Here is a 22,673-nt window from a genome sequence, read left to right on the forward strand (position 1 = left end):
CGCCGGATGGGGGGAACGCCGCTCCAAGGCGGTCATGTACGTGTCCCCCGTCCGTAACCCGCGTGGATCTACGCTGGGGTGGAACGACGCCCGAGCGGAGGGAGCGCACATGCCTACCGGCAACCCCGAGGGCAAGAAGGTGCCACCGGACGAGCAGCGGCTCGGTCCGGTGCTGCGCAGGCGGGGCCAGGTGACGAGGAGCACCACCGACCAGCGGCTGCTGGACGCGGGCGGCCCCTCGGACTGGGTCCACACGGATCCGTGGCGCGTCCTTCGTATTCAGTCGGAATTCATCGAGGGTTTCGGCACACTGGCCGAACTCCCGCCCGCCATCAGTGTGTTCGGTTCGGCGCGGACGCCGGTGGACTCGCCCGAGTATGCGGCGGGGGTGCGGCTCGGGCGCGGCCTCGTTCAGGCGGGCTGGGCGGTGATCACGGGGGGCGGCCCCGGGGCGATGGAGGCGGCGAACAAGGGTGCCTGCGACGCGAAGGGGATCTCCGTCGGTCTCGGCATCGAGCTCCCCTTCGAACAGGGGCTGAACCCGTATGTCGACATCGGGCTGAACTTCCGCTACTTCTTCGTTCGCAAGATGATGTTCGTAAAGTACGCGCAGGGGTTCGTCGTCCTGCCGGGCGGCCTCGGCACGCTGGACGAACTCTTCGAGGCCCTCACGCTCGTCCAGACCCAGAAGGTGACCCGCTTCCCCATCGTCCTGTACGGCACGTCGTACTGGGGCGGTCTGGTGGACTGGATCAAGCACACCCTGGTGGGCCAGGGGAAGGCGTCGGAGAAGGACCTGCTCCTGTTCCACCTGACGGACGACGTGGACGAGGCGGTGGCGCTCGTCTCCAAGGAGGCGGCGCGCTAGTGCTGCCACCGGATCGACGCCCCGGGGTGCGCCGCGCCGTTGTGCGCACCCGGGACCGGGGGCCGGAGGCTCTCCCCGCCTCCGGCCTCTGCCCGAACGCCCTGGTCCAACGCCCTGGACCCGCGGGCTACGCCAGCCCGCGGCGGGCCACCGCGGGCGGACGGTGGCCGGCGATGGACGCCACCATGTCCAGGACCTGGCGTGTCTCGGCCACCTCGTGCACCCGGTAGACCTGCGCCCCCAGCCATGCCGAGACCGCCGTGGTCGCCAGGGTTCCCAGCACCCGTTCCTTCACCGGCTTGTCCAGCGTCTCGCCCACGAAGTCCTTGTTGGACAGCGACACCAGCACCGGCCACCCGGTGGCGACCATCTCGTCCAGCCGCCGCGTCGCCTCCAGACTGTGCCGGGTGTTCTTCCCGAAGTCGTGTCCCGGATCGATCAGCACCGACTCGCGGGGCACGCCCAGGGCCACCGCCCGTTCGGCCAGACCCAGGGTCACCTGAAGGATGTCGGCCATGACGTCGTCGTACGTCACCCGGTGCGGACGTGTCCGCGGCTGCGCACCCCCCGCGTGCGTGCACACCAGCCCCACCCGGTACCGCGCCGCGACCTCCGCGAGCCGCGGGTCGACCCCGCCCCACGCGTCATTGAGCAGATCAGCCCCCGCTCGGCACACCGCCTCGCCGACCTCGTGCCGCCAGGTGTCCACGCTGATCACGACATCGGGGAAGCGGCGCCGTACCTCCGCGACGAAGCCGACCGTCCGCCGTGCCTCCTCCTCCGCCGTGACCTCTTCCCCAGGTCCCGCCTTGACACCGCCGATGTCGATGATCGCGGCGCCCTCCGCCACCGCCTGCTCCACGCGCGCGAGGGCGGGCTCGTCCTGGAACGTGGCCCCCTGGTCGTAGAAGGAGTCCGGGGTCCGGTTCACGATCGCCATGATCACCGGCTCGTGTGTGCCGAATTCCCGCGTGCCCAGCCTGAGCATTTCCTGTGACCTCTCCAGTGCGTCCCGTTCCTTCGCCGCCTGCGACCTTAATTGTCGGCGTCGCATGGCACGATCTGACCCAGACGGATTCGACATCGGCACTTCCGCGCCGGCGTGCAACGCGCCGGCACCGAGCGTGGGGACCTCACTGATGTACATGTTCTTGTTCCTGGTCGTCGCGCTCGCCGTCGTGGTCGCCGCGGTGACACTGGCCGTGGTGGGCGGCGGCGAGAGCGCACCCCTGCCGGAGGCGGCGCCGGAGCGCTACGACGACCCGCTGCCGCCCGACCGTCCGGTCGGCCGCGCGGACGTGGACGCCCTGCGCTTCCCGCTGGCCGTCCGCGGCTACCGCATGGCGGATGTGGACGAGGCGCTCGGCCGTCTCGGGGCCGAGATCGCCGAGCGGGACTCCCGCATCGCCGACCTGGAGGCCGCGCTCGCAGGTCCCCGTGCACACGGCGTCCCCATGGACAAGCCGACCGAGGGGGAGCAGCGATGACCGGCGCGGCCGTGCCGGGCCCCGACGGCCTGCTGCGCTGCCCCTGGGCCCTGTCCACAGAGGACTACGTGGCGTACCACGACGAAGAGTGGGGACGCCCGGTCCACGGCGACGACGCGCTGTACGAGCGGCTGTGCCTGGAGGCGTTCCAGTCCGGACTGTCGTGGATCACGATCCTGCGCCGCCGCGAAGGGTTCCGGGCCGCCTTCGCCGATTTCCGGATCGCCAAGGTGGCCGCTTTCACGGAGGCCGACCAGGAGCGTCTGCTCGCCGACCCGGGCATCATCCGCAACCGCGCCAAGATCGAGGCGACGCTCGCCAACGCGCGTGTGCTGGCCGACTGGGCGCCCGGCGAGCTCGACGAGCTGGTCTGGTCGTTCGCCCCCGACCAAAACTCGCGCCCCGCCCCGAAGTCGCTCGCCGACGTACCGGCGGTCACCACCGAGTCGACGGCCCTGTCCAAGGCCCTCAAGAAGCGCGGCATGCGCTTCGTCGGCCCCACGACGGCGTACGCGCTGATGCAGGCCTGCGGGCTGGTGGACGACCACCTGGCCGACTGCGCCGCCCGGAGCAGCTGACCCCGGGCGGCGGGCAGCCGCCCTCAGCGGCCCACGTACTTCGGCTTCTCCTTGCCGACGAACGCCCGCACCGCGATGGTGTGGTCCTCCGACGCTCCCGCGCGGCTCTGCAGTTCGTCCTCCTTCTCGAGGGTCTCCTCGAGGGAGTGGGAGAGACCGAAGGCGACGGACTCCTTCAGCGCCGCATAGGCGAGTGTGGGCCCCTCGGCCAGCGAGCGGGCCACCTTCTCCGCCTCCGCGCGCAGTTCGGCGGCGGGCACCAGCCGGTTCGCGATGCCCCACTCGTACGCCTGCTGGGCGCTGATGCTCCGCGGGAAGAGCAGCAGGTCCGCGGCGCGGGAGGGGCCGACGACACGCGGCAGCGACCAGGCGATCCCGGAGTCCGCGGTGAGCGCGACCCCGGCGAACGACGTGTTGAAGGCCGCCGTGTCCGCGACGATCCGGTAGTCCGCGGCGAGGGCGAAACCGAAGCCGGCCCCGGCCGCGACCCCGTTCACCGCGGCGACCACGGGTTTCGCCGCTCCGGTCAGCGCCCGCACGATGGGGTTGTAGTGCTCCCGTACGGTGCTCATCACCCCGGTGTCGGAGCCGGAGTCCTGGGCCTGGAGCAGCCCGATGTGCTCCTTCAGATCCTGTCCCACGCAGAAGGCACGGTCCCCGGCGGCGGTGAGGAGGATCGCGCGCACGGCCTCGTCGGCCGACGCCTCCTGTGCCGCGTCCCTGAGGGCGGCCTTGGTCGCGATGTTCAGTGCGTTCATCGCCTCGGGACGGTTCAGCGTGATCGTCGCGAGCCCGTCGCTCACCTCGTAGAGCACGGTGTCGGCCATGGTGGTCCCCTCCGGTGTCGCGGCTCCGTCGTACCGGTCGGTACGCCCTGCGTCGAAGGACAGCATGGCGGAGATCATCGTCCAAGGAACGGAACGGTCGTGTGACCTGCGTCAAAGAATTCCCGTCCGCGTCCGGGACGCGGATGCCGGTGCGGGAGCGAAGTATTACAGCCACATCGCCGAATTGAGTGGTTTTGCTCGCGCGTGTTGCCCAAGCGATGCCGACTGATGTTGGTCATCGGGTCCTGCGATGCGGGATAATGGCGGGGAAGCAATGTGTTCGATGCCGGTGTCGCGTGGCCTGCGAAGGGCTGCCTGCCCTTCGATGGGCCGTCGGCTGACGATGAGCTGGTTTCAGGAAGGGGAACGAGCATGGCGGCCATGAAGCCGCGGACGGGCGACGGCCCGCTCGAGGTGACCAAGGAGGGGCGGGGCATCGTCATGCGCGTTCCGCTCGAAGGCGGCGGTCGGCTCGTCGTCGAGCTGACCCCTGACGAGGCCGACGCGCTCGGCGACGCCCTCAAGAAGGTTGTCGGCTGACGCGCAAGCGACCCCGGTTTTCAGCCGCCCCGGCATCGTACGCGGTGCCGGGGTCGCTGTCTTCCAGGGGCGGGGTCCCCGTCCCTTTGGGGGATACGGGCTGGTCCCGTCCGCCGGCCGGGTACGCGAATGCTCCCGCGGTCCGTGCGTTCAGCGCTTGACCGCGCACAGCAGCCCGTCGCCCACCGGCAGCAGCGAGGGCATCAGGTCCGGGCTCTCGCGCACCGCGCGCAGCAGTTCCCGCAGCCGCAGGACCTCGGTGGGCTGGGGGCCCGAGCCCACCGTGCGCCCGTTGGCGAAGACACCCTCGAAGACGACGAGCCCGCCCGGACGCAGCAGACGCAACGATTCAGCGAGGTAGTCGAGGACCTCGAGCCGGTCGCCGTCGCAGAAGACGAGGTCGTAGCCGGCGTCCGCGAGCCGGGGCAGCACGTCGAGGGCGCGCCCCGGAATGATCCGGGCGCGGTTGCTCGCGAAGCCACAGGCGCGGAAGGCCTGCCGGGCGAACTGCTGGTGCTCCGGCTCCGGGTCCACCGTCGTCAGCACCCCGTCCGGCCGCATGCCGTGGAGCAGATGGATCCCGGAGACGCCGCAGCCGGTCCCGATCTCCGCCACCGCCTTGGCGTCCACGGTGGCGGCGAGCATTCCCAGCGCGGCGCCCGTGCCGGGCGACACCGAGCGCAACCCCGCTTCACGGGCCCGGTCCCGGGCCCAGCGCAGCGCGTCGTCCTCGGCGACATAGGCGTCGGCGAACGCCCAGCTCGTCTGCCGGTTGCCGGTAATGACCCTCTCCTGTCCCCGTGATTGCCTGGGCGTGACTGTATCCGTTGCCACCGGGAACACGCAGATGGGACCGGGCGTTTACAAGGGTGGGAAGGGCAGCGGGGGAAAGACGGGGGCAAACGGATGGAACCGGACGCCGAGCAAGTGATGACCCAGCCGCATCAGCTCACATCAATCTCTCGCAAAACCGCTTATCCGGAGCTAACGGACGAGGTGGCTATGGTAGGGGCTCCACTGGACACCACCAGAGCCGACAGGGGAGGTGCGGCTGCGCCCATGGATCGGGGAGGGGTGCTACGGCGCCTCCTCAGGTCGTCGGGTGAGCCGAAATCCGTGACCGACATCGCTGACACCCACCACGCTTCCGACACCGCGCAGACCGCGACTTTCGCCACCGACGCGGACTCGCAGGCGTGGACTCCGCCCACCTGGGAGGAGATCGTCAGCACGCACAGCGGCCGGGTCTACCGGCTGGCGTACCGCCTGACCGGAAACCAGCACGACGCCGAGGACCTCACCCAGGAGGTCTTCGTCCGGGTCTTCCGCTCCCTGTCGACGTACACGCCCGGCACCTTCGAGGGCTGGCTGCACCGCATCACGACGAATCTGTTCCTGGACATGGTCCGCCGCAAGCAGCGCATCCGTTTCGACGCGCTGGGCGAGGACGCGGCCGAGCGGCTGGCCAGCCGTGAGCCCACTCCGCAGCAGGTCTTCCACGACGCGCACTTCGACGCGGACGTCCAGCAGGCCCTGGACACGCTCGCCCCGGAGTTCCGCGCGGCTGTCGTCCTGTGCGACATCGAAGGACTGTCGTACGAGGAGATCGCCGCGACCCTGGGCGTCAAGCTCGGCACGGTCCGCTCCCGTATCCACCGTGGCCGCTCCCAGCTGCGCAAGGCCCTGGCGCACCGTTCGCCCGAGGCCCGCGCCGAGCGCCGTTCCTTCGTGCCCCGCGTACCCGCGCTGGGGGGAGGGGGCGCGAGCGCGTGAGTGGATCCCGTCGCCCGACACAGGCAGAACAGCACCTGGGAGACCGTCTTTCCGCCCTCATCGACGGGGAGCTCGGTCATGACACGCGTGAGCGCGTGCTGGCCCATCTGGCCACATGCGCGAAGTGCAAGGCCGAAGCGGACGCGCAGCGCCGGCTGAAGAACGTCTTCGCCGAGGCGGCCCCCCCGCCCCCGTCGGAGAGCTTCCTGGCCCGCCTGCAGGATCTGCCCGGGGGAGGTGACGTCGACGGCGGTGGCACGCCGCTCGGCGGGGGAGGATTCGGCCGAAGGCTCCCGTCCGCCACGGGGCTGCCCTCGGCCCCAGGCGCCTTCGGAGTGAGGGCGGAGCCCTTCGCGTATGTTCCCTCCGGGCCCCACGCCACGGCGCTCTCCCCCTCCGACGACAGCGCCCTCTCAGGGGACGGCGGCTTCCGCATCCACCAGGTGGGCCGCCCCGACGCCGAGCGTTCGGCATCACGCGGGCTGCGGTTCGCGTTCGCCGCCGCGGGTGCCGTCTCGCTGGCCGCCATCGCGCTCGGCGGTGTCTCCACGGGCATCACGACCGCCGCGGGCGTGGAGGCGCGCGGGGGCTCGGGCAGCGGAAGCGATCTGACCCCGATGCGTTCGCCGGGCGCGAGCGGAGCCACGACGCCCGAGACCCAGCGCCGGCGATCCTGGACCCCGCTGCTCGGGCAGCGCACGCTCGACCGGACACCCGCGTCCACGGAGGCCTCGGCCCCGTTGCTGCCCGGAGTCCCCCCGCCGGGAGTGCAGGACACCTCGGAGATGAGTGCCCTGACCGCGCCCGTGGTTGCCGGGGCCGCCGCGATGTCCCCGCTCATACGTCCACTCGGCGAGACCGCACCGGTCATGCTGAGCTCCTGGCCGGCCGCTCCCGGGATCATGGCTCCCGGGCTGCCGGCGGCCCCGGTGCCGACCTCGTCCGTCTCCTCGTCCCCCACCCCTTCCTCGCGCATCGCCCACTGAACGCGACATCTGCGCGGCTCGCCGGGGAAGCTGGTTGAATCCGGAGTGGCCGCGCTCAGGCGATGCTTCCGGGCGCGGAATCGACGATCGAGCCGCGACCGCCGGTGCCGCCGTGCAACGGACCGGGTGTGAGGAGAGCATGAACGAGGGGAAGCCGGTCCCTTCAGGGGAAGCCGAGGCGCGGGTACCCGAGGTACATGACGGCGCCGAGGCGGCCCCGGGCGTGTCGGGGCGCGAGCCGTCCGCCGGGGTGGCCGGTGGGTCGCCGGCCCGGGCGGAGCACCCGGCGGACTCCGACGCGGCACCGAAGGGCGGCGGCGACGGTGACTACGAGCTGAGCCGGCCCCTCGGTGCGCATGCACGGGAGAGTGCCGACGCCGAAGGGGACTTCGAGCTGCAACGCCCCGCCGCGGTGCGGCGCGAGGACAGGGACGACCACGACGAGGCGCGGCCCGGGCCCTTTGACGACGTGACCGCCGGTTCCGTGGGGCAGGACACCCCCGACAGGGCCGCCCCGGATCCGGCCGGCAGCGCACGCACAGCTCCAGCCGACCGCCCCGAACCCCTGCACGCTCCTGATCCCTACGGCACCCCGCCCTACGGCGAACCGGGTCCCTGGGCCCCCGCCCCGCCGGTCCAGCACCCGGCGCAGTCGGCGGGCACGGCCGCGCACGGGGCGGTGCCCGCGCCGGTTGCGGCACAGGGCGCCGCATCGGTGTCTCCGGCGCCCGCGCCGGTGCCGGCCGAGTTCGCGTCCCGGTCGGCACTCCCACCGGACCCCGCACTGTACAGCACGGCCTGGCAGAACTACGACCCTTGGGCACCCCAGGCGCCCTTCCAGTTCAACGGCGTCCCGGCCGCCGGCCACGAACAGCGGCGCGGACGGCGTGGGAGGACGCCGGCGCTCGGCGCCGTGCTGCTCGCACTCGTGGCAGGCGGGGCCGGTGGTGTCGTCGGCGCCGCGCTCGAGCGCGGCGGCGGAGCCGGGGACGTCCGGCTGCCGCAGGCCGGCCCGGAGCCCACGGGGCGCGCCTCGGACAGCGTCGCCGGCATCGCCGCGCGGGCGCTCCCCAGCGTCGTCACCCTGCATGTCAACGGCGCCGACGCCGAGGGCACCGGCACCGGGTTCGTCCTCGACGATCGCGGACACATCCTCACCAACAACCACGTCGTCCAACCCGCCGGAGCGGGCGGTCGGATAAGCGTGACGTTCAACGGGGGCGAGACCGCCAAGGCGACCGTCGTCGGCCGGGACGCCGGCTACGACCTCGCCGTCGTCGAGGTCAGCGGTGTGCGCGGGCTGAGGCCCATGCCCCTCGGCAACTCCGACAACGTCCAGGTCGGCGATCCGGTGGTCGCCATCGGAGCCCCCTTCGACCTCGCCGGCACCGTCACCTCCGGGATCATCAGCGCCAAGGAGCGCCCCATCACGGCCGGCGGCGAGAAGGGCGACGGGAGCGATGTGTCGTACGTCGACGCCCTGCAGACCGACGCCCCCATCAACCCGGGCAACTCGGGCGGCCCGCTTCTCGATTCCAAGGGCCGGGTCGTCGGCATCAACTCGGCCATCCAGTCGGCCGGCAACGGATCCGAACAGGGCGGTCACGCGGGCTCCATCGGGCTCGCCTTCGCCATCCCGGTCAACCAGGCCAAGCGCGTCGCCGAGGAGCTGATCAACACCGGCCGGGCCACCCACCCCGTCATCGGCGTCACGCTCGACATGAACTACGCGGGGGACGGCGCCCGGGTCGGCACCGGAAACGCGAGTGGCCGCCCCGCCGTCACCGCCGGCGGCCCCGGGGACAAGGCCGGCATCGAGCCCGGCGACGTCATCACCAGGGTGGACGGCGTACGCATCCACTCCGGCGAGGAACTCATCGTCAAGGCGCGCACCCACCGCCCTGGCGACCGACTTGCACTCACCGTCGTCCGCGACGGCAGGAAGCGGACCATCACGCTCGTCCTCGGTTCCGCGGGCGGCAACTGACACCAACCTCACACAGACGCGTCCGAAATGCGTCCCACATGGCAAACATCCCGGAAAACCCGCCGTGTACACGCGGTCAGGGTGCGGGGACGGTACCGGTACGACGGGAACGCCGGGTACCGTGGATCCGGCCCGGACCACGGAAGATCCGCAGAGACCACCGAGTGCCGAGGACCGAGGACATCGCAAGGAGCTTCAGGTGTTCAATGACATAGGACCGCTCGAGTTGGTGACGCTCGTTGTCCTTGCCGTGCTCGTCTTCGGTCCGGACAAGCTCCCGAAGATGATCCAGGACGTCACCCGCACCATCCGCAAGATCCGGGAGTTCTCCGAGAGCGCCAAGGAGGACATCCGGAGCGAGCTGGGCCCGGAGTTCAAGGACTTCGAGTTCGAGGACCTCAACCCCAAGACGTTCATCCGCAAGCAGATGGAGAACGACGACCTGGGGCTCAAGGAGATCCGCAACGGCTTCGACCTCAAGAAGGAAATGGCCGAGATCACGGACGCGGTCCACAGCCGGGAGTCGGAATCCTCGTCCTCCTCGACCCCCTCCTCGTCCGGTTCCGTCGACATGACGAAGAAGCCCGAGAAGACCGACCCCGACGAGCGCCCGCCCTTCGACGCGGACGCCACCTGAGCCGTTCACACACGTCCTCGGCGGGCTGAGACCCCCGTGGTGATGTGACGCAGGCCATACGGCCATCGGCGTGTGCACGGCCCTGTCGCGACGCCCAAAGGGCCGTACGCGCCGGGCGTTCTCCTGCTGTTCGGACTGGTGTGGCTATGCTGCCCAGTTGTTGTGCGGACCGATTTCGGAGCCAGGACGCCCGTGGGGGGCGGGCCGCTCGGGTCCGACGAGAGCAAGGAGGCGTCCGGGCAGATGGAGACGACGAGTCGGGTGGGCACACAGGCGCCGGCCGCGGAGGGCGGACAACAGCTTCCCCTCGCACGACGCGCGGTCGACGGGTATCTCCAGGCGTCCTTCCCCTGGTACGGCCTCGACGAGGCGTTCACGGGTCCGCGCTGGCTGATGCAGGTGGGCGCCGCGGCCGACGGTGCCGTGGAGCACGGATCGATCGGACATGGCGAAGAGCCCTCCGTGCGCAGCGAGGCGACCGAGGACAAGGAGCGGTTCGCGGTCGTGGTCACCGTCGCCGCCAACCCGGTGCGTCACAGCCCGGACGGCACCGGCCTGCTGGAGGCCACGTCGGTCTCCTCCGCGGCCTGGCTCGCGGGCGTGGGGCTGCTGTCGTTCACCTGGCCCGGGCAGCTGGACCACGGCCTGCGGGACGACTGGCTCGACCAGCAGACCGAGACGGCGTGGGCCCTCGCGGACGACCTGTTCGGCCCTGCCTGGTCCACCCTGTCGCTGCCTGTGGACGGCGTCCCCACGTCCTTCTACTACCGCGAGTCCGCGTTCGGCTGGGTGCTGGCCGGTTCGACGCAGGCGGGGGTGCACGTGGGCGGCTACGGCAGAGGGATGAGCGCGTACGGGCTGGGCTTCGCCGTGGTCAAGGACATCGCGGCCTACAGGTAGCCGGGACGACACCGATGGGGGCGCCGTCCGGCTCGGACGGCGCCCCCATCGGTGTACGGGACTCGGAACGACCCGATCGGCCGAGCGGCCCTAGAACTTGTTCCTCGGGGTGATCCCCAGCGACATGCCCGCCAGGCCCCGCTGGCGCCCGCCCAGCTTGCCCGCGATCGCGCGCAGGGCCGCGCCTGCCTGAGAGTCCGGATCGGTCAGGACCACCGGCTTGCCCTCGTCGCCGCCCTCGCGGAGACGGACGTCGATGGGGATGGAGCCGAGGACCGGGACCGTGGCCCCCGTCGTGCGGGTGAGGCCGTCGGCGACCACCTGGCCGCCGCCCGTGCCGAAGACGTCCACCATCTCGCCGCAGTGCGGGCAGGGCAGACCGGACATGTTCTCGACCACCCCGACGATCTTCTGGTGGGTCTGGACGGCGATGGAGCCCGCCCGCTCCGCCACCTCCGCCGCCGCCTGCTGCGGGGTGGTGACCACCAGGATCTCCGCGTTCGGGACCAGCTGCGCCACCGAGATCGCGATGTCGCCCGTGCCCGGCGGGAGGTCGAGCAGCAGCACGTCCAGGTCACCCCAGAACACGTCCGCGAGGAACTGCTGGAGCGCTCGGTGCAGCATGGGGCCGCGCCAGACCACCGGCGCGTTGCCCGGGGTGAACATGCCGATCGAGATGACCTTCACGCCGTTCGCCTGCGGCGGCATGATCATGTTCTCGACCTGGGTCGGACGGCCGTCGGCGCCCAGCATGCGCGGCACGCTGTGGCCGTAGATGTCGGCGTCCACGACGCCTACCTTCAGGCCGTCGGCCGCCATCGCGGCCGCCAGGTTCACCGTCACCGAGGACTTGCCGACGCCGCCCTTGCCGGACGCCACCGCATACACACGGGTGAGCGAGCCCGGCTTGGCGAAGGGGATCTCACGCTCTGCCTGGCCCCCGCGCAACGCGGTCGCCAGCTCGCGGCGCTGCTCGTCGCTCATCACGTCGAGCGCGACGTCCACCCGAGTGACACCCTCGACACGGGAGACCGCCTCCGTGACGCGCTGCGTGATCGTGTCGCGCATGGGGCAGCCGGAGACTGTCAGGTACACGGTGATCGCGACCGCTCCGTCCGCGCCGATCTCCACCGATTTGACCATCCCCAGTTCGGTGATGGGTCGCTGGATCTCCGGGTCGTTCACTGTGGCCAGTGCCTCGCGCACCGCGTCTTCCGTAGCCATAACCACGATGGTACGGCGCCCGGTGGGGCCTCGGAACGCCCGGTCAGCGGTCGTCTACGTCACGTCCATGGCCCCGTTCCGCCGGGAATACGCGGTGACCGTCGGGCCGCTGCCCGTCCAGGTCCTTCACGAAGTCCTGGAGTTCGGAGCGGATCCAGTCACGGGTGGCGACCTCGCCGAGGCCCGTGCGCAGCGAGGCGACCTCCCGGGTCAGGTACTCGGTGTCCGCGATCGACCGCTCGTTCTGTTTGCGGTCCTGCTCCAGGTTGACCCGGTCGCGGTCGGACTGACGGTTCTGCGCCAGCAGGATCAGCGGGGCGGCGTAGGAGGCCTGCAGGGACAGCATCAGGGTCAGGAAGATGAACGGGTACGGGTCGAAGCGCAGATAGTGCGGGGCGGTGACGTTCCACACCAGCCAGATGATGACGACGACCGTCATCCAGACGATGAACCGCCCGGTGCCCAGGAAGCGCGCGATCCGTTCCGAGAGGCGGCCGAAGGCCTCCGGGTCCCACTCGGGCAGGACGCGGGTGCGCCTGGGCTGCGGCTGGTCGAGCCGGGTGCGGGAGCGGGAGGCTGCGGTCGCGCCGGAGGGGATCTTCTCGCGGTCAGGAACCATGGGCGGCCCCCTCGTCGATCAGGTGGAACTCCGTCTCGCGCCAGTCCTCCGGGAGCATGTGGTCCAGTACGTCGTCCACGGTCACCACGCCGAGCAGTGAGCGGGCCTCGTCCACGACAGGCGCCGCCACCATGTCGTAGGTCGCGAAGAAGCCGGCCACCACAGGCAGGGGTGCGTCGGGCGCCAGAGGCTGGAGGGCGTCGTCCAGGATCGAGCTGACGAGCGTGTAGGGCGGATCGCGCAACAGCCGCTGGAAGTGGACGGTCCCCAGATACTTGCCGGTCGGCGTCTCGTCCGGCGGGCGGCAGACGTACACCTGGGCGGCGAGCGCGGGGGACAGGTCGGGGTTGCGGACCCGGGCGAGGGCGTCGGCGATGGTGGCGTCGGGCCGCAGCACGATCGGCTCCGTGGTCATCAGGCCGCCCGCGGTCCTCTCCTCGTACGCCATCAGACGGCGCATGTCGGCCGCGTCGTCGGGCTGCATGAGGCCCAGCAGCCGCTCCTTCTCGTCCTCCGGCAGTTCGGCGAGCAGGTCGGCCGCGTCGTCCGGGTCCATCGCCTCCAGGACGTCCGCGGCGCGCTCCTCCTTCAGCTTGCCGAGGATCTCGATCTGGTCGTCCTCAGGCAGCTGCTCGAGGACGTCGGCGAGTCGGTCGTCGTCCAGGGCGGCGGCCACCTCTGCGCGTCGCTTGGCGGACAGGTGATGCAGAACGTTGGCGAGATCGGCGGGCCGCAGCTGCTCGAAGGTGGCCAGCAGGTTCTCGGCGCCCTGCCCCTGCTCCTCCAGGGAGAACCCGGTGACGGCGGACCACTCGACCGTGAGTGTCTCGCCCCTGCTGCGCCGGAACGTTCCCGCCCGGCCCTTGCGGACGAATGCCTTGTCGACCTCCCACTCCCGGCGGGCCGGCAGCTGGTGCACGGAGAGGTCGAGGACGGTGACCTCCTCGTCGGTCTCGATGAGCCGGACGCGGCGGTCGAGCAGTTCCCCGAAGGCGAGCCGCTCGGTGGGCCGTTGTTCGAAGCGGCGCACGTTCAGCACGCCGGTGGTGATGATCTGGCTCGATTCGATGCCGGTGACCCGGGTCATGGGCAGGAAGATTCGGCGACGGGTGGTCAGCTCGACCACCAGGCCGAGCAGACGCGGGGGACGCCGGCCGACACGCAGCATGACGACGAGGTCGCGCACGCGTCCCACCTGGTCGCCGTTGGGGTCGAAGACGGCGACGCCGGCCAGGTGCGAAACGAAGATGCGAGGGGCACCTGCGGCCATGCCCGCGCCTCCTGTTCCAGCCGTTTTGTCCGCTCGCGTGGGCTTCAGGCTAGCCCGTCCCGATGCGATATGCCCTGGCAAGAGGGGCGGACGGACTGGCTCCGGGGGGCATCTCGGGCACAGGTACTCTGCCGTACGCCGAAGACGACTCACGCATGAGAGGCAGCCCCATCCGTGACTGCAATTCCCCAGGGCCGTGGCCGCAGGGCCGCACTGGTGAGGGCGATCTGTGCGCTGGTTGTGACGGGGACGGGGCTCGCGGGATGCGGCAGCGGCGACCCGGACGCCGGGACGAACGGGGTGGGCAAGCTGCCGGCCGACACGATCCAGTCCCGGACGCGTACGGCGGCGGAGTCGACCTCGGCGCTGCGGCTGTCCGGGACCGTGGTCAGCAACGGCAGCACCTACACCCTGGACATGCGGCTGAAGGACGACGGGGGCATCGGGTCGGTCACCTCCAAGAGCGGGACGTTCAAGGTGCTGCGGGTGGGCCGGCACCTGTTCCTGAAGGCGGATGCCGCGTTCTGGAACCAGGAGGGGGCGGACGGCGGCGGGGATTCGGCGGCCGCGGCGAACAAGCTCGAGGGGAAGTACGTGAAGGTGCCGACGGGGGACCCGGCCTACAAGCGCTTCAGCGGGTTCACCGACAAGGACGTGCTGCTGGACGGGCTTCTCACACTGCACGGTTCGCTGGGGACGGACGGCCACCACAAGCAGGACGGGGTCCGCACGATCCGGATCGCCGGCGACAAGGGCTCCGGCGGCACGCTGGACGTCTCCCTGGAGGGAGCCCCGTATCCGCTGCGCCTGGTCCGTGCCGGCAACGCGGGGACGCTCCGCATGTCGGACTGGGGGAAGGACTTCCCCTTGGCCGAGCCGCCGAAGGCGGAGACCGTGGACTACGGGAAGCAGCTGCCGTCGTCCTGAGACGCGGGGGCCGGCCGGGCGTCGCGCCGCGGGCGCCGTGGCCGAGCGCCGCGGACCGGGAGCCGGCCCGCGGCGGTTACCGCCGCTTGCGGCGCAGCAGCCGGGGCAGCGCCGCCGGGATCGGATGGCGGGTCGTCGCCGGCGTCGGGGGCGGTGGGGCCGCGAGTGACGCCTCCGGCAGCGGCACCGTCGGACCGTCGGGCACCAGGCGCAGTACCCGGCATTCCCGGCGCCACCGCTCCGGCATCTCCTCGCCGTCGGGTGCGTTCAGCCGCTTGCCCTTCAGTTCGGCGACGGCGCTCTCCCACTCCGGCGACCCCGGCGTCACCTCGACCACTTTCGCGGGCCAGGTGACGATGCGGCCCCCCTTGTCCTTGCTGCGCACCGTGACGAGCGCGCCCTGGCCGTCGGCCAGACCGGGCAGCGGCTGCTCGCCGGGGCCGTCGCCCACCACGCAGGCCGCACCCTCGTGCCACACGTGCCACAGCGCCCGTGCGGGCGCGGGCATCGCGCCCTGGACCCAGATGAGCCCGGACTTCTTCGTGGCCTCCTCGACGAGGGCCCGGTCGAGCAGCTCGCTTGTCATGCGCCCAGCCTAGTGGGGCGGGGTCACAGCCAGCCGTTCCGCTTCAGCGTGCGGTGGATGCCCAGACAGATGGCCACCGTGACGCTCATGATCACTGGGTAGCCGTACTTCCAGTGCAGTTCGGGCATGTATCTGAAGTTCATGCCGTACACGCCGCACACCATCGTCGGCACGGCGATGATCGCCGCCCACGCCGTGATCTTGCGCATGTCCTCGTTCTGCGCCACGGACGCCTGCGCCAGGTTGGCCTGGAGGATCGAGTTCAGTAGCTCGTCGAAGCCCACCACCTGCTCGTGGACCCGGGCGAGGTGGTCGGCGACATCGCGGAAGTACTTCTGGATGTCCGGGTCGACCAGCCGCATCGGCCGCTCGCTGAGCAGCACCATCGGCCGCATGAGCGGCGCCACCGCCCGCTTGAACTCCAGCACCTCACGCTTGAGTTGGTAGATGCGGCCGGCGTCCGTACCCCGGGGCGTCCCCTTCCTCCCCGGCGAGAACACCTCCGTCTCCACCTCGTCGATGTCGACCTGCATCGCGTCGGCCACGGCGATGTACCCGTCGACGACGTGGTCGGCGATCGCGTGCAGCACGGCCGAGGGACCCTTGGCGAGCAACTCGGGGTCGTCCTGCAGGCGGTGCCGCAGCGTCCGCAGCGAGCCCTGGCCGCCGTGCCGGACGGTGATGAAGAAGTCCCGCCCGGTGAAGCACATGACCTCGCCGGTCTCGACGACCTCACTGTTGGCGGTCAGCTGGTCGTGGTCGACGTAGTGGATGGTCTTGAAGACGGCGAAGAGGGAGTCGTCGTACCGCTCCAGCTTGGGGCGCTGGTGTGCCTGCACCGCGTCCTCGACCGCCAGGGGGTGCAGCCCGAACTCGCTTGCGATACCCGAGAATTCGGCTTCGGTCGGCTCGTGCAGGCCGATCCACACGAAGCCTCCGTCACGGCGCACCTGACGCATCGCCTCGTGCGGGGACAGCGGCTTCGGTGTCTCGATGCGCACGCCGTCGCGGTAGACGGCGCAGTCCACGACGCAGGACGGCGTGGCGGGATCGCGCGTGGTGTCGTATGTGCCGCTGTCCTTGCGCAGGGACGGGCGGGACGGGCGGACCGCGGCGCGCAGGTCACGGATCATCGACATGGCAGGCTCCTTCGCAACGAGCAACAAAGCCGCTGACGACGGGTGGAACTGCCCGGAATGGGGACGTCCTGAGTGCGGATGTTTGGCACGTCCACAAAGCGGGGAGCACCGCACCATCGCGTTGGCGGATTTTGCTACTGATTCAGATCAGACAGATCAGGCAAAACGAAACGAAGTGCTCTTCCGCGGTGCACCGGGGGATCCGGAGCGGGTCCCCCCGGGGGAGGTCCGCACGGACACGGCGCGCAGGTGAGAGGTGGCGGTCAGCCAGAGCAGCTGCATCAGCGGCCGGAAGAGCGGGTGGTACTGCACGGTCGACTTCGATCCATGACAGCCCCACCTCCTCCGGCCGGTCCCTGGTGAGGGACGATCCATCCCCCGTAGGGGAGTCTCAGGGTGTCGGGACTCGATCGCGACGCTACTGCGTGCTGCCCGGAACCACCGAGCAAGAGTATCAGCCGACTGAAGTGTCAAGGCGCCGCTTTGCCTGGTACTGACGAGTTCTATGCTCGCCGCATGGTTGATGTTCTCGCTCTGGTCGAGGCCCGGCTGCGTACCGCGCTCGGCGAGCCGGACGCCCGTGCCGCGGTCACCTTCCTGGGCACGGACCGCGTCGAGGTGCTGCGCTTCCGCGAGGGGGACATCCTCCGCTACGCCACACTCGGCATGTCCGTACGGCCGATGGCGGACCCCACGGCGACGCTCGCCGACCCTGTCGAGGGCCCCCGCGCCGAACTCGTCCTCTCCGTGCGCGGCGGCCTCGCCGACACCGACAAGGTGCTGCGCCCGCTGGCGGTGCTCGCCGCGTCTCCGCAGGTCGAGGGCGTGGTCGTGGCCCCCGGCGCCTCGCTGGACGTGGGTGAACCCCTGTGGCCGGGCGCCCCCTTCACCTCGGTGCTGGTCGCCGAGCCGGGCGGCCTGGTCGAGGATCTGGAACTGGACGAGCCCCTCGACCCCGTACGGTTCCTGCCGCTGCTGCCGATGACCCCGAACGAGGCTGCCTGGAAGCGGGTGCACGGCGCCCAGGCGCTCCAGGAGCGCTGGCTGACGAACGGAACCGACCTGCGGGATCCGTCCCGCAGGTCCGTTCCGTTGGACTGACCGGGGAGTGAGCAAGCTCACCAACCGGCCTCGACCGGCGCTCAGTCGGCGAACACGGCGACACTGTCCTCGCTCGCGTGCCGCGACTGCAGCTCCTGCGCCGTGTGAATGAGGGCGTTGCGCCGTACGAACACCACGACCGCGCCAACGTGTAGCTGTAGAAGAAGGCGGAGACAATGCAACCTACATCTGCCTCTCTCCGGTGAAGCAGGTGTGCGGGGCACACGCCGGACGGGTGATCGTCCTTGACGCGGCGCGGGTCGGGGAGGACCGTGGGGCCCTATGAGGGGCGAACCCAGTTGCCCGAAGTGTGGTGGCCGGGTCAGGGCTCCCGGACTCTTTGCCGACTCCTGGCAGTGCGATGTGCATGGCAACGTGCATCCGCTGCAGCCCGTGATCCCGCCCAGCGTCGAGGCCCTCGGCGTCGTGGTGCACCGAGCTCAGGTGCCGGTGTGGATGCCGTGGCCGCTGCCGGTGGGCTGGCTGTTCACGGGTGTGGCCTGTGCGGGTGACGACCGCAGTGGGGGGCGTGCGACGGCCGTGGCCTGCTCGGGCCCCGGGCCGCTCGGCGGCATGGGGGAGCTGATCCTCGTCGCCGAGGAGCTGGGTGTCGGGCTCGGCGCGTGGTACGCGGGCATCGACGGCCCGGACCCGGGCCCGTACCTGAACGTCGAGAAGCCGCCCCAGGCCAAGGTGCTGGCCGCCGGCCGCCCCACTCCGCTGTGGCACGTCACGGGCACGCCCGACGACCGTGCGGTCTTCGCGGGCGAGGCGCGTGGCCTGTGGCTGTGGGCGGTCGTCTGGCCCGAGCAGACGGGCATGCTGATGTACGACGAACTGGTGCTGACCGACCTCCGGGACGCGGGTGCGGAAGTGGACCTGCTGCCGATCGGGGCGCTGTCGCCGCGCCTGATCGCACCATGACGTACGAGGCGCGCCGGGCGTAGGGGGCGCATCCCTGCTGCGGGTGTGACAGGGGACTTCGGAAGCCCGTTATCCTTGAGCGTCCCCTCGTCCCGTCATCGCTTGGAGTCCGTGTCGTGCGCATCGACCTGCACACCCACTCCACCGCCTCCGACGGTACGGACACCCCGGCCGAGTTGGTACTGGGCGCCGCTGCCGCCGGACTGGACGTCGTCGCGCTCACCGACCACGACACCACCCGCGGCCATGCGGAGGCCATCCGTGCACTGCCCGAGGGGCTGACCCTCGTCACGGGCGCCGAACTCTCCTGCCGGCTGGACGGCATCAGCATGCACATGCTGGCCTACCTCTTCGACCCCGAGGAGCCGGGTCTGCTCGCCGAGCGTGAGCTGGTGCGAGACGACCGGGTCCCCCGTGCCCACGCCATGATCGCCAAGCTTCGGGAGCTGGGGGTTCCGATCACCTGGGAGCAGGTGGCGCGCGTCGCCGGCGAGGGCTCTGTCGGGCGGCCGCACATCGCCTCCGTGCTGGTCGAGCTCGGCGTCGTGGACAGCTTCTCGGACGCGTTCACGCCCAAGTGGCTGGCCGACGACGGGCGCGCCTACGTCGAGAAGCACGCGACCGACCCGTTCGAGGCGATCAGGTTGGTGAAGGCCGCCGGCGGGGTCACCGTCTTTGCGCATCCGGCCGCGTCCCAGCGCGGACGGACCGTGCCGGAGTCCGCCATCGCGGACCTCGCCGCCGCAGGGCTCGACGGCGTCGAGGTCGACCACATGGACCATGACGCGGCGACGAGGACCCGGCTGCGTGGTCTCGCCGGCGAACTGGGCCTGCTCGTCACGGGCTCCTCCGACTACCACGGCAGTCGCAAGAGCTGTGCGCTCGGGGAGTACACCACCGATCCGGAGGTGTACGGCGAGATCACCCGGCGGGCCACCGGGGCCTTCCCCGTGCCGGGCACCGGTGGACACAGCCGGAGCCCGGTCAGGCCGTAGTTCCGTCGTCCGCTGCCCAGGCGCCCGGCATCCGCCGCCGCGCCACCGCCCTCACGCGCTGTCCGGCGCCCACTTCCCCCAGCGGCCGCGGCCCGATCGCCGCGTGCTCGTCCGTACCTCTGCGCAAGGTCCCCATGTTCGACGTCGCCGTCTTCGGTTCCCTCTTCTTCACCCTCTTCGTGATCATGGATCCCCCCGGGATCACCCCGATCTTCCTCGCCCTCACCGCCGGGCGCCCCACCAAGGTGCAGAAGCAGATGGCCTTCCAAGCCGTCTGCGTGGCCGGTGGCGTCATCGGGGTGTTCGGAGTGCTCGGCCATCAGATCCTCGGCTACCTGCATGTCTCGGTGCCGGCGCTCATGATCGCGGGCGGACTGCTCCTCCTGCTGATCGCCCTCGACCTGTTGACCGGCAAGACCGATGAACCGAAGCAGACCAAGGACGTCAACGTCGCACTCGTTCCGCTCGGCATGCCGCTGCTCGCCGGACCGGGCGCGATCGTCTCCGTGATCCTGGCGGTCCAGAAGGCCGACAGTGTGGGCACCCAGGTGTCGGTATGGGCGGCGATCCTCACGATCCACGTCGTGCTGTGGCTGGTCATGCGCTACTCGCTGGTGATCATTCGTGTGATCAAGGACGGCGGCGTCGTCCTCGTGACCCGGCTCGCCGGCATGATGCTCTCCGCGATCGCCGTGCAGCAGATCATCAACGGGGTCACCCAGGTCGTCCGAGGAGGCTGACCGTCCCCCAGGGTCCCCGGGCACGCGCGGAGCCCCGTACAGCACGGTTGCCGTACGGGGCTCCGAAGCATCACATCGGCCCGAGTCGAGTGTTACGACGTGGACGAGCCGGCCGGGCGGATCCAGAGTCGCTGCCCGATGGCTGCGGCTTGCTGAACGATCTGCTTGACGGAGGCGGCGTCTACGACGGTCGTGTCCACGGGGGTGCCGTCGACGTCGTCGAGTCGCATGATTTCGAAGCGCACAGGGCTTCTCCCTTCGTCTGGTCATCCTCCTGAGGAGAACTACTGGCGAGCGGAGCGGGGAGCGTCGGTGTCCCCGTTCCTCGTCGGATTCAACGGGATGCTGGCTACAAACATTCCCTACGCTAAAGAAAATTTTCGAATCCCTAATTACTCGCGGGTAAGGGGGTTGGGGCGCGAGCGGACCGTGTTCACGGCGCACTGATGGGGACCGGTTGTGTTCGCAGCGTGACCGCCGGGACAATGGGGGCAGTATGAACGACGACCTGGTGGCGCTCGGCGCCCGCATCGACCGCACGAACGAGTTGCTTCAGCGCATGCTCGCCGAGGTGGCGAAGACGCCCTCGACCCATGCGATCTTCGTCGACGCCGGCTATCTGTACGCGGCCGCGGGGCGCCTGATCGCCGGGACCGAGGACCGCCGGGCCTTCGACCTCGACGCCGAGGGGATGATCGAGGCGCTCATCGACAAGGCGCGCACGATCTTCGCGGACAGCAGGCTGCTGCGCGTGTACTGGTACGACGGCGCGAGGCGCCGTATCCACACCGCCGAGCAGCAGTCCATCGCCGAACTCCCCGACGTGAAGGTACGGCTCGGCAACCTCAACGCCAACAACCAGCAGAAGGGCGTCGACTCCCTGATCAGGTCCGACCTCGAGTCACTGGCCCGGCACCGTGCCATCAGCGACGCGGCGCTCATCGGCGGCGACGAGGACCTGGTGTCTGCGGTCGAGGCGGCACAGGGGTACGGGGCCCGGGTGCATCTGTGGGGCATCGAGGCGCCCGAGGGCCGCAACCAGGCGGAGCCGCTGCTGTGGGAGGTCGACAGCCAGCGCACCCTCGAACTCGAGTTCTTCAAGCCGTACGTGACCCGGCGGACGGCCGCGACATACGAGGCGACGTCCGCGACCCGGCCCACGCGTGAGGACGTCCGCTTCGTGGGCGCACAGATCGCGGCGAAGTGGCTGGTGGCGCGCGGCCGGGAGACGCTGGCGGACCTGCTGCCCGGCCACCCCTATCTGCCCGGCTCCGTCGACCAGGATCTGCTGGTGGAGGCGGAGGGCCTGCTGCAGTACTCGCTCCGCGGCCAGTCGGACCTGCGGCGCGCCCTGCGGGACGGCTTCTGGGAGCACCTGCAGGGGCTGTACTAGGCCGCCTGCGTGAACCGGTCCCAGAAGGCGGCGAGCGCGCGGGCCGTCCGTTCGGGCTGCTCCGTGTTGGGGGAGTGTTCCGCGTTCGGCACGACGGTGCGCTCGGCACCCAGCCGGGTGGCCATCTCGTCCAGGAGCGGAACGGGCCAGGTGTCGTCACGGCTGCCCGACAGCACATGCACGGGCAGACCGACGGCGGCCAGCTCGGTCACGCGGTCGGGTTCCTCGCAGAGCTGCCGGCCGGTGGCGAGGAGCTGGGCGGGACTGTTGCCGAGCCAGCGGCGGCGCAGGTCCTCCCCGTCGGCGAGCCCCTCGTCGATGTCCCCGGCGTCGGTGTCCTCCGGCGGCTCCGTGGCCTGGATGGCCTCCCAGACCTCGGCCATGTCCATCACGGCGAGGGCGTCGCGCAGCAGCTTCACGCGCTGCTGCTGCGGGACGGAGATCTGGGCCGGGCCGGAGGCCATCAGGGTGAGCGAGACGAACGGGGAGGCGTCGACGAGGACGGCGGCGCGGGCGATCTGACCGCCGAGGGAATGACCGAGGAGGTGCACGGGTGCCCCGACCGCGTGCGCCTGTGCGAGGACGTCCCGTGCCAGCTCGGCCTTCGCGTACGGCGCCTCGTCGTCCCGGGGGCCCGGGGACTCGTACTGGCCCCGCCCGTCGACGGCGACGCTGCGGTACCCGGCCGCCGCGAGCAGCGGCTGCAGGGCGATGAAGTCCTCTTTGCTGCCGGTGTACCCGGGCAGCAGAAGCGCGGTCCCCTTGAACTCCGACGCCACCGCGTCCGCCTCGAGCACGGCGAACTCCCCGCGCTCCGTGCCGAGTCGGTGGGACCGGACACCAGGGGGCGGTATGAAGGCAGGGGGACGACTCATGCGGTGAGGTTACCGGGCGCCGGTGCCGGGCGCGGCCGGTGCCCGGTGACATCGCGGTGTACGGACGAGGAGCGGCAACGCCGACGGCCCGTCACCCGCCGGATGGGGTGACGGGCCGTCGAGCAGGCGTCGCATCAGCCCTCGGCGGGCTCGGCGGCTTTGCGCGTCCGCCGTCGGGGCTTCGCGGGGGCCTCCTCCGTCTGGGCCGGGATCTCCGTCTCGGCGGTCACCGCCTTGCGCGTACGGCGCCGCGGCTTCACCTCGGGCTCCTCGACGGCCTGCGCCGGGATCGCGGCA

At 70.9% G+C, this 22,673-nt stretch carries 25 protein-coding genes; 15 read left to right on the top strand and 10 right to left on the bottom strand.

The annotated features are described in order from the left end of the window. The first annotated feature begins 109 nt into the window (after window positions 1-109). The gene (locus tag VXC91_RS19315) at window positions 110-868 is read left to right on the top strand and encodes an LOG family protein (protein ID WP_329508525.1); all 759 of its coding nucleotides are present in this window, start codon (window positions 110-112) and stop codon (window positions 866-868) included. A gap of 127 nt (window positions 869-995) precedes the next feature. Here VXC91_RS19315 and folP read toward each other — a convergent pair whose 3' ends face one another. Continuing rightward, window positions 996-1,856 carry a dihydropteroate synthase gene (gene folP / locus VXC91_RS19320; RefSeq protein WP_329508548.1) on the bottom strand — a complete coding sequence of 287 codons (861 nt, stop codon included), beginning with the start codon at window positions 1,854-1,856 and terminating at the stop codon, window positions 996-998. 151 nt (window positions 1,857-2,007) lie between these two features. Between folP and VXC91_RS19325 the strand changes: the two genes are divergently transcribed. Next, complete coding sequence (locus tag VXC91_RS19325; protein ID WP_329508526.1) at window positions 2,008-2,355, top strand: DivIVA domain-containing protein; 348 nt, start codon at window positions 2,008-2,010, stop codon at window positions 2,353-2,355. Further along, window positions 2,352-2,933 carry a DNA-3-methyladenine glycosylase I gene (locus VXC91_RS19330; RefSeq protein WP_329508527.1) on the top strand — a complete coding sequence of 194 codons (582 nt, stop codon included), beginning with the start codon at window positions 2,352-2,354 and terminating at the stop codon, window positions 2,931-2,933. Before VXC91_RS19325 ends, VXC91_RS19330 begins: the two co-directional genes overlap by 4 nt. 23 nt (window positions 2,934-2,956) lie before the next feature. Here the strand turns inward: VXC91_RS19330 and chcB are convergent, their stop codons facing one another. Beyond that, the gene (gene chcB / locus VXC91_RS19335; RefSeq protein ID WP_329508549.1) at window positions 2,957-3,760 is read right to left on the bottom strand and encodes a 2-cyclohexenylcarbonyl CoA isomerase; all 804 of its coding nucleotides are present in this window, start codon (window positions 3,758-3,760) and stop codon (window positions 2,957-2,959) included. A 372-nt stretch (window positions 3,761-4,132) separates the two neighbouring features. Between chcB and VXC91_RS19340 the strand changes: the two genes are divergently transcribed. Next, window positions 4,133-4,300, top strand: a complete 168-nt coding sequence (locus tag VXC91_RS19340; protein WP_003966491.1) for a DUF3117 domain-containing protein — start codon at window positions 4,133-4,135, stop codon at window positions 4,298-4,300. Window positions 4,301-4,450: 150 nt separating this feature from the next. Here the strand turns inward: VXC91_RS19340 and VXC91_RS19345 are convergent, their stop codons facing one another. After that, the gene (locus tag VXC91_RS19345) at window positions 4,451-5,134 is read right to left on the bottom strand and encodes an O-methyltransferase (RefSeq protein ID WP_329508528.1); all 684 of its coding nucleotides are present in this window, start codon (window positions 5,132-5,134) and stop codon (window positions 4,451-4,453) included. A gap of 225 nt (window positions 5,135-5,359) precedes the next feature. Between VXC91_RS19345 and sigE the strand changes: the two genes are divergently transcribed. The 5 genes from sigE (at window position 5,360) to VXC91_RS19370 (ending at window position 10,583) form a co-directional block, all read left to right on the top strand. After that, window positions 5,360-6,073, top strand: coding sequence for an RNA polymerase sigma factor SigE (sigE, locus tag VXC91_RS19350; RefSeq protein ID WP_408057418.1), 714 nt, complete (start codon window positions 5,360-5,362; stop codon window positions 6,071-6,073). Next, a complete protein-coding gene (locus VXC91_RS19355; RefSeq protein WP_329508530.1) occupies window positions 6,070-7,059 on the top strand; it encodes an anti-sigma factor family protein in 990 nt (329 codons plus the stop codon). Before sigE ends, VXC91_RS19355 begins: the two co-directional genes overlap by 4 nt. A gap of 139 nt (window positions 7,060-7,198) precedes the next feature. Continuing rightward, the gene (locus VXC91_RS19360; protein ID WP_329508531.1) at window positions 7,199-9,046 is read left to right on the top strand and encodes a trypsin-like peptidase domain-containing protein; all 1,848 of its coding nucleotides are present in this window, start codon (window positions 7,199-7,201) and stop codon (window positions 9,044-9,046) included. Between the two features lie 199 nt (window positions 9,047-9,245). Further along, complete coding sequence (locus VXC91_RS19365) at window positions 9,246-9,683, top strand: sec-independent translocase (RefSeq protein WP_329508532.1); 438 nt, start codon at window positions 9,246-9,248, stop codon at window positions 9,681-9,683. Between the two features lie 243 nt (window positions 9,684-9,926). Continuing rightward, complete coding sequence (locus VXC91_RS19370; RefSeq protein ID WP_329508533.1) at window positions 9,927-10,583, top strand: hypothetical protein; 657 nt, start codon at window positions 9,927-9,929, stop codon at window positions 10,581-10,583. A 90-nt stretch (window positions 10,584-10,673) separates the two neighbouring features. Here VXC91_RS19370 and VXC91_RS19375 read toward each other — a convergent pair whose 3' ends face one another. The 3 genes from VXC91_RS19375 to VXC91_RS19385 are packed head-to-tail and all read right to left on the bottom strand — an operon-like array spanning window position 10,674 to window position 13,696. Continuing rightward, window positions 10,674-11,807 carry an Mrp/NBP35 family ATP-binding protein gene (locus VXC91_RS19375; protein WP_329508534.1) on the bottom strand — a complete coding sequence of 378 codons (1,134 nt, stop codon included), beginning with the start codon at window positions 11,805-11,807 and terminating at the stop codon, window positions 10,674-10,676. Between the two features lie 43 nt (window positions 11,808-11,850). Continuing rightward, on the bottom strand, window positions 11,851-12,426 hold the full coding sequence (locus VXC91_RS19380) for a DUF1003 domain-containing protein (RefSeq protein WP_329508535.1): 576 nt from the start codon (window positions 12,424-12,426) through the stop codon (window positions 11,851-11,853). Next, entirely contained in the window at window positions 12,416-13,696 is a 1,281-nt protein-coding gene (locus VXC91_RS19385; protein WP_329508536.1) for a magnesium transporter MgtE N-terminal domain-containing protein, read from the bottom strand. Before VXC91_RS19385 ends, VXC91_RS19380 begins: the two co-directional genes overlap by 11 nt. A gap of 174 nt (window positions 13,697-13,870) precedes the next feature. Here VXC91_RS19385 and VXC91_RS19390 point away from each other — a divergent pair, with 174 nt between their 5' ends. After that, on the top strand, window positions 13,871-14,623 hold the full coding sequence (locus VXC91_RS19390) for a hypothetical protein (RefSeq protein ID WP_329508537.1): 753 nt from the start codon (window positions 13,871-13,873) through the stop codon (window positions 14,621-14,623). Window positions 14,624-14,699: 76 nt separating this feature from the next. Here VXC91_RS19390 and VXC91_RS19395 read toward each other — a convergent pair whose 3' ends face one another. Together VXC91_RS19395 and VXC91_RS19400 are read right to left on the bottom strand one after the other, a co-directional pair. After that, a complete protein-coding gene (locus VXC91_RS19395) occupies window positions 14,700-15,209 on the bottom strand; it encodes a hypothetical protein (protein ID WP_329508538.1) in 510 nt (169 codons plus the stop codon). Between the two features lie 23 nt (window positions 15,210-15,232). Then, window positions 15,233-16,348 carry a magnesium and cobalt transport protein CorA gene (locus tag VXC91_RS19400; protein WP_329508539.1) on the bottom strand — a complete coding sequence of 372 codons (1,116 nt, stop codon included), beginning with the start codon at window positions 16,346-16,348 and terminating at the stop codon, window positions 15,233-15,235. A gap of 516 nt (window positions 16,349-16,864) precedes the next feature. Here VXC91_RS19400 and VXC91_RS19405 point away from each other — a divergent pair. The 4 genes from VXC91_RS19405 (at window position 16,865) to VXC91_RS19420 (ending at window position 20,108) form a co-directional block, all read left to right on the top strand. Then, a complete protein-coding gene (locus VXC91_RS19405; protein WP_329508540.1) occupies window positions 16,865-17,449 on the top strand; it encodes a suppressor of fused domain protein in 585 nt (194 codons plus the stop codon). A gap of 282 nt (window positions 17,450-17,731) precedes the next feature. Further along, complete coding sequence (locus VXC91_RS19410) at window positions 17,732-18,373, top strand: DUF6758 family protein (protein ID WP_329508541.1); 642 nt, start codon at window positions 17,732-17,734, stop codon at window positions 18,371-18,373. A gap of 116 nt (window positions 18,374-18,489) precedes the next feature. Beyond that, window positions 18,490-19,368, top strand: a complete 879-nt coding sequence (locus VXC91_RS19415) for a PHP domain-containing protein (RefSeq protein WP_329508542.1) — start codon at window positions 18,490-18,492, stop codon at window positions 19,366-19,368. Window positions 19,369-19,502: 134 nt separating this feature from the next. Then, window positions 19,503-20,108 carry a MarC family protein gene (locus VXC91_RS19420; RefSeq protein WP_329508543.1) on the top strand — a complete coding sequence of 202 codons (606 nt, stop codon included), beginning with the start codon at window positions 19,503-19,505 and terminating at the stop codon, window positions 20,106-20,108. A 92-nt stretch (window positions 20,109-20,200) separates the two neighbouring features. Here the strand turns inward: VXC91_RS19420 and VXC91_RS19425 are convergent, their stop codons facing one another. Beyond that, on the bottom strand, window positions 20,201-20,353 hold the full coding sequence (locus tag VXC91_RS19425) for a hypothetical protein (protein WP_329508544.1): 153 nt from the start codon (window positions 20,351-20,353) through the stop codon (window positions 20,201-20,203). Between the two features lie 251 nt (window positions 20,354-20,604). On the opposite strand from VXC91_RS19425, the gene VXC91_RS19430 reads away from it, so the two are divergent. Continuing rightward, the gene (locus VXC91_RS19430) at window positions 20,605-21,501 is read left to right on the top strand and encodes an NYN domain-containing protein (protein ID WP_329508545.1); all 897 of its coding nucleotides are present in this window, start codon (window positions 20,605-20,607) and stop codon (window positions 21,499-21,501) included. Here VXC91_RS19430 and VXC91_RS19435 read toward each other — a convergent pair. Then, complete coding sequence (locus VXC91_RS19435) at window positions 21,498-22,376, bottom strand: alpha/beta fold hydrolase (protein WP_329508546.1); 879 nt, start codon at window positions 22,374-22,376, stop codon at window positions 21,498-21,500. The genes VXC91_RS19430 and VXC91_RS19435 overlap by 4 nt on opposite strands. Between the last annotated feature and the right edge of the window lie 297 nt (window positions 22,377-22,673).

It is taken from the genome of Streptomyces chiangmaiensis (assembly GCF_036281785.1).
GTDB lineage: Bacteria > Actinomycetota > Actinomycetes > Streptomycetales > Streptomycetaceae > Streptomyces > Streptomyces chiangmaiensis.

Coding starts and splice junctions, on each gene's coding strand:
- VXC91_RS19315 (WP_329508525.1), top strand. CDS start 110: ATGCCTACCGGCAACCCCGAGGGCAAGAAGGTGCCACCGGACGAGCAG.
- folP (WP_329508548.1), bottom strand. CDS start 1,856: ATGCTCAGGCTGGGCACGCGGGAATTCGGCACACACGAGCCGGTGATC.
- VXC91_RS19325 (WP_329508526.1), top strand. CDS start 2,008: ATGTACATGTTCTTGTTCCTGGTCGTCGCGCTCGCCGTCGTGGTCGCC.
- VXC91_RS19330 (WP_329508527.1), top strand. CDS start 2,352: ATGACCGGCGCGGCCGTGCCGGGCCCCGACGGCCTGCTGCGCTGCCCC.
- chcB (WP_329508549.1), bottom strand. CDS start 3,760: ATGGCCGACACCGTGCTCTACGAGGTGAGCGACGGGCTCGCGACGATC.
- VXC91_RS19340 (WP_003966491.1), top strand. CDS start 4,133: ATGGCGGCCATGAAGCCGCGGACGGGCGACGGCCCGCTCGAGGTGACC.
- sigE (WP_408057418.1), top strand. CDS start 5,360: ATGGATCGGGGAGGGGTGCTACGGCGCCTCCTCAGGTCGTCGGGTGAG.
- VXC91_RS19360 (WP_329508531.1), top strand. CDS start 7,199: ATGAACGAGGGGAAGCCGGTCCCTTCAGGGGAAGCCGAGGCGCGGGTA.
- VXC91_RS19370 (WP_329508533.1), top strand. CDS start 9,927: ATGGAGACGACGAGTCGGGTGGGCACACAGGCGCCGGCCGCGGAGGGC.
- VXC91_RS19375 (WP_329508534.1), bottom strand. CDS start 11,807: ATGGCTACGGAAGACGCGGTGCGCGAGGCACTGGCCACAGTGAACGAC.
- VXC91_RS19380 (WP_329508535.1), bottom strand. CDS start 12,426: ATGGTTCCTGACCGCGAGAAGATCCCCTCCGGCGCGACCGCAGCCTCC.
- VXC91_RS19385 (WP_329508536.1), bottom strand. CDS start 13,696: ATGGCCGCAGGTGCCCCTCGCATCTTCGTTTCGCACCTGGCCGGCGTC.
- VXC91_RS19395 (WP_329508538.1), bottom strand. CDS start 15,209: ATGACAAGCGAGCTGCTCGACCGGGCCCTCGTCGAGGAGGCCACGAAG.
- VXC91_RS19400 (WP_329508539.1), bottom strand. CDS start 16,348: ATGTCGATGATCCGTGACCTGCGCGCCGCGGTCCGCCCGTCCCGCCCG.
- VXC91_RS19405 (WP_329508540.1), top strand. CDS start 16,865: ATGGTTGATGTTCTCGCTCTGGTCGAGGCCCGGCTGCGTACCGCGCTC.
- VXC91_RS19410 (WP_329508541.1), top strand. CDS start 17,732: ATGAGGGGCGAACCCAGTTGCCCGAAGTGTGGTGGCCGGGTCAGGGCT.
- VXC91_RS19420 (WP_329508543.1), top strand. CDS start 19,503: ATGTTCGACGTCGCCGTCTTCGGTTCCCTCTTCTTCACCCTCTTCGTG.
- VXC91_RS19430 (WP_329508545.1), top strand. CDS start 20,605: ATGAACGACGACCTGGTGGCGCTCGGCGCCCGCATCGACCGCACGAAC.
- VXC91_RS19435 (WP_329508546.1), bottom strand. CDS start 22,376: ATGAGTCGTCCCCCTGCCTTCATACCGCCCCCTGGTGTCCGGTCCCAC.